The organism is Endozoicomonas atrinae, from assembly GCF_001647025.1.
Taxonomy (GTDB): domain Bacteria; phylum Pseudomonadota; class Gammaproteobacteria; order Pseudomonadales; family Endozoicomonadaceae; genus Endozoicomonas; species Endozoicomonas atrinae.
Window position 1 is genome coordinate 1 of the sequence record NZ_LUKQ02000363.1, and the last position, 4,204, is coordinate 4,204.

General features: G+C 48.1%; 4 protein-coding genes and 1 pseudogene. 4 read left to right on the top strand and 1 reads right to left on the bottom strand.

Annotated elements, in window-relative coordinates:
* The 4 genes and pseudogenes from AK963_RS32515 to AK963_RS26175 all read left to right on the top strand — a co-directional run.
* Positions 1–176: pseudogene (locus AK963_RS32515) on the top strand (IS256 family transposase); the annotation flags it as partial.
* 516 nt (positions 177–692) lie between these two features.
* Positions 693–1,187 carry a CinA family protein gene (locus tag AK963_RS26165; RefSeq protein WP_066018294.1) on the top strand — a complete coding sequence of 165 codons (495 nt, stop codon included), beginning with the start codon at positions 693–695 and terminating at the stop codon, positions 1,185–1,187.
* Positions 1,188–1,311: 124 nt separating this feature from the next.
* Positions 1,312–2,409: a recombinase RecA gene (recA, locus tag AK963_RS26170; RefSeq protein ID WP_066018295.1), complete on the top strand. Its 1,098-nt coding sequence runs from the start codon at positions 1,312–1,314 to the stop codon at positions 2,407–2,409.
* A 4-nt stretch (positions 2,410–2,413) separates the two neighbouring features.
* Positions 2,414–2,872 (top strand): regulatory protein RecX, encoded by a 459-nt coding sequence (locus tag AK963_RS26175; protein WP_066018296.1) that lies wholly within the window; start codon positions 2,414–2,416, stop codon positions 2,870–2,872.
* 161 nt (positions 2,873–3,033) lie between these two features.
* Here the strand turns inward: AK963_RS26175 and AK963_RS26180 are convergent, their stop codons facing one another.
* Positions 3,034–3,951, bottom strand: coding sequence for a M14 family metallopeptidase (locus AK963_RS26180; protein ID WP_066018297.1), 918 nt, complete (start codon positions 3,949–3,951; stop codon positions 3,034–3,036).
* Between the last annotated feature and the right edge of the window lie 253 nt (positions 3,952–4,204).

A 4,204-nucleotide genomic window follows, 5' to 3' on the forward strand; every position in this document is an offset into this window, starting at 1 on the left:
GCGTCATTCGTAAGGCGATCAAGAACCGGAAGATTTTTCGGACTGATGAGTCAGTCATGAAGGTAATCTATCTGGCCATGGAAAAAGCTTCCGAGAAATGGACCATGCCGATCAGGAACTGGAAAGCAGCCATGAACCGGTTTGAAATTATGTTTCCTGACCGGTTCAAGGAGTAATAGTTTTGGTGGCGTTTACACAGAATTATTTACAGGCTCATTTGTATGATGGTGTTAGTCCCAGGATGTGTTATTAAAGATAAATATATCCGTTATTTAGGTGCTTTCACCCAGCAGGTATCTTTTAATTCATTTGCAATTATATTGTAAGATTTACAGTGTAGTCATTCTTGGCATCAAGCCTCTTCGTTTTGCCTGTGGAAGCTGTGAATAAGTCCCTTCTACCAAAAAAAGCGTCAGTAATACCAAGGGTTACCACAGGTGAGGGTGGACTTATTCGCACCTTCCCTGTCTGATTGGGGGGGACTCTTATCGAGTATCCCCTTAATTCTAGGGTCTTCCTCATGAAGTCTTTTGTTCAGTCTGAACCATTTATGCTCGCATAAGCCTGTATGCAGGAAAGCAACGCCCTATTTCAAACTGGTTGTTTTCATGAATATTTGTGATGACTTTCCCTAATCGTGTTATAACATCCTATCCTGATTGGCTCCTCTGTTAACTGTATGGCGAGTGACCATGGAACCTACACTGCATTCTGCTACGTCCCCCATTGTCTACGAGATTGCTGAACTCCTGGTTTCCAGAGGTTGGACACTGTCTACGGCGGAGTCCTGTACCGGAGGGGGGATTGGTCATGCTTTGACGGCGATGCCCGGTAGCTCAGCCTGGTTTGAAGGTGGCGTCATCTGTTATGCCAATGGTGTAAAGGCTCATCTCCTTCATGTGCCGGAAGTGTTGCTCAATAAGTACGGTGCCGTCAGTGAACAGGTGGCTATCGCCATGGCCCAGGGTGTACGGAAGTTACTGAAAACCGATATTTCCGTAGCGGTGACTGGGGTTGCCGGACCGGGTGGCGCGACACCGGAAAAGCCGGTAGGAACCGTGTGGATAGCCTGGAGCACCGGACAGGAAAGCGCGGCAAGGCACTTTCATCTTGAGGGTGATCGTGATCAGATCAGGGAGCAAACGGTTGTTCAGGCATTGCAGGGGATTCTGACCTTGTTAACCTGAAAAAAGATTCGTTCCTGTCGAAGCAATAAATATACTGGACAAATATCCAGTATCTGTTTAAATATACAGTATTACTTATTTAGCTGTTCCTGATGAAGTCAGAATCGAACTGAGGGCGTGAAGAATGGATGATAACAGAAAAAAAGCGTTGGCAGCAGCACTTGGCCAGATTGACCGACAGTTTGGTAAAGGCGCCATCATGCGGATGGGTGACCAGAAGCAGGAAGCGATTCCGGCAATTTCCACTGGTTCTCTGCAGCTGGATATTGCCCTGGGTATTGGTGGTCTGCCAAAAGGCCGTGTTATCGAAATCTTCGGGCCTGAATCTTCCGGTAAAACCACGCTGACCCTGAGCGTTATTGCCCAGGCGCAGAAGCAGGGTGCTACCTGTGCCTTCGTTGATGCGGAGCATGCCCTGGATCCCCAGTACGCCGGTAAGCTGGGTGTGAATGTGGATGACCTTTATGTTTCCCAGCCGGATACCGGTGAGCAGGCGCTGGAAATCACTGATATGCTGGTTCGTTCCGGTGCCGTAGATGTCATCGTCGTTGACTCTGTCGCTGCCCTGGTACCCAAGGCTGAAATTGAAGGTGAGATGGGGGATTCCCACGTTGGTCTGCAGGCCCGTCTGATGTCTCAGGCTCTGCGTAAGCTGACAGGTTCCATCAAGCAAACCAATTGCATGGTGATCTTCATCAACCAGATCCGTATGAAGATCGGTGTGATGTTTGGTAACCCGGAAACCACTACCGGTGGTAATGCTCTGAAGTTTTACTCTTCTGTGCGTCTTGATATTCGTCGTACCGGTGCGGTCAAGCAGGGTGATGAGGTTATTGGTAACGAAACTCGCGTTAAAGTTGTGAAGAACAAAGTTTCTCCTCCTTTCCGTCAGGCAGAATTCCAGATCCTTTATGGTCAGGGTATCTACCATATGGGTGAGGTGATTGACCTGGGTGTGAAGCAGAAGCTGATCGATAAGTCCGGTGCCTGGTATGCCTATAAAGGCTCAAAGATTGGACAGGGTAAAGCCAATGCTGCCCAGTATCTCTCTGATAACCCGGAAGTGGCGGCTGAAATTGAGGCTCAGATCCGTGATGAGTTGATGAGTACGCCAGAAAAAGATGCTGCCAAAAAGGCGGAAGCTGAAGCAAAGAAAGATGCGGGTAAAAAAGGTGACGCTGCCGCTGCAAGTGTGCAGCAGGACGAGTTGCTGGCTGAGTAATTGAATGTCTGCTGAAGCCATTCAAACGGTAAAAGATGTCCGTCGGGCTGCCATGGACCTACTGGCCCGACGGGAACATGGTTTTACCGAGCTGGCCCGAAAGCTCTCGGGTCGTTTTCCCCGGGAACTGGTGATTGAAGCGCTTACTCGCCTCCGGGAGGAGCGGTTGCAAAGTGACGACCGCTTTGTTGAGTGCTACGTCTACAGTCGTCAACAGCGAGGCTATGGTCCGGTTCGTATTAAGTCGGAACTGCTTCAGAAAGGGGTTGATAGCGAGCTGATCGGTCAATACCTGCTGGAGCAGGATGATCATTGGGATGAGCTGGCAAAAGAGGTGAAAGAACGAAAGTTTGGAGCCTCTGCTCCCCGGGATAATAAAGAGAGAGCCCGACAGACCCGTTTCCTGGCCCAGCGGGGCTTTTCCATGAGCCAGATATATCCTGCTCTTTCTGGTAAAAACTGACTGTTATTTTTCAACACTAAGGCACAGAGACACAAAGAAAGATTTCTCTTATTTTCTTTTGTTTTGCTTATACAGCCCTATTAAATAAAAGGTTTGAATGAGCAGAACGCAACTCTGTGCCTTTGTGGTCATTTTATTAAAAGTAAAGTTGCAATTTGCAATTACAGAAGACGGATTACATAGTCGAGCCCGCCTTTAACCGCCGCAACCTGAGCATCGTTACACTCTTCATCGGTCACTTTGGGGCTGTCCGGATAGACTTCCGTTGTCGTTCCATAGGTACAGTTGGTGACACCACCGCATAAGCCAAGCTTAACCATCGGGTAATGGATCACACCATGCTGAACCATGGGGGAGTCGATAAGATTACCTTTCTCGTCAGCTGGCGCTATATGAGTGACGTTCGCCACAGACTCAATAATGGCTGCCTGAAATTCTGGCTGTGGGTTTTCACTATCACCCACGGTGTAGAAACCATCAGGAATACTGCATGGAACATACTCAATACCATTACGGGCTGCCAGGGCAGGGCGGAACTCGGTTTCATCGGTATCTGTGGTTTCGTGCAGGTCAAAATGGACCAGTACATTATCCAGTGTTGCAACCAGCTTCATCAGGTTGGCTGACTCTTCAGAAGGACTGTCCTGGTAAAATGAACGGTTTGGGTCAACTGCGTTTGGATTCCAGCGGTTTATGGTTTCATAACCCCAGGGGCTGACACAGGGTGCAGCAACAACATTAAAGTGTTCCTGGTAATGCTCTGCCAGGGTGTCCATAAACTTGATTGCACCGTGAACACCACTGGTTTCGTAACCATGTACACCGCCAGTGATCAGAACGGTTGGCTTATTGCTGTCCCAGTTTTTACTTTTCAGACAGAACAATGGATAACGGGCTTCATCGTAAGAGAGAGCTCCGTATTGTTCGATGTCAAAACGCTCTCCCAGGGCTTTGATTTTGGGAACCACTTCCTGCTGATATTCACGCTTGATCGTCACCTGTTCGCGCCAGGCCAGACGTTCAGTGTCACCCCAGGGCTTGCCGGGTGTTCCAATCGGATAGCTTTCTGTTAATTGCATGTGGTTCCAACAGCTTGATTATTGTGAAAGTACAAATACAGTGCCGGACTGTTTTTTGTCCGGCTCGTTGCATGGTAATGTCAGTGTGCATGATGGCTCAAGAATGATGATGAAATTTATGAGATTTACGCGATGTGCGACTTTGTAAGAAGCTATCTCAAATTACTAGCATGATGGTAAGTCCAACTTAAATCTTCAAAATCACACAACTATACGCTTTCCGTTTTTTTAATCTTCGGAAATAAGGTTCTCA

Excerpts from the sequence above, each read along its gene's own strand:
- AK963_RS26165 (WP_066018294.1), top strand. The coding sequence starts at position 693 with ATGGAACCTACACTGCATTCTGCTACGTCCCCCATTGTCTACGAGATT.
- recA (WP_066018295.1), top strand. The coding sequence starts at position 1,312 with ATGGATGATAACAGAAAAAAAGCGTTGGCAGCAGCACTTGGCCAGATT.
- AK963_RS26175 (WP_066018296.1), top strand. The coding sequence starts at position 2,414 with ATGTCTGCTGAAGCCATTCAAACGGTAAAAGATGTCCGTCGGGCTGCC.
- AK963_RS26180 (WP_066018297.1), bottom strand. The coding sequence starts at position 3,951 with ATGCAATTAACAGAAAGCTATCCGATTGGAACACCCGGCAAGCCCTGG.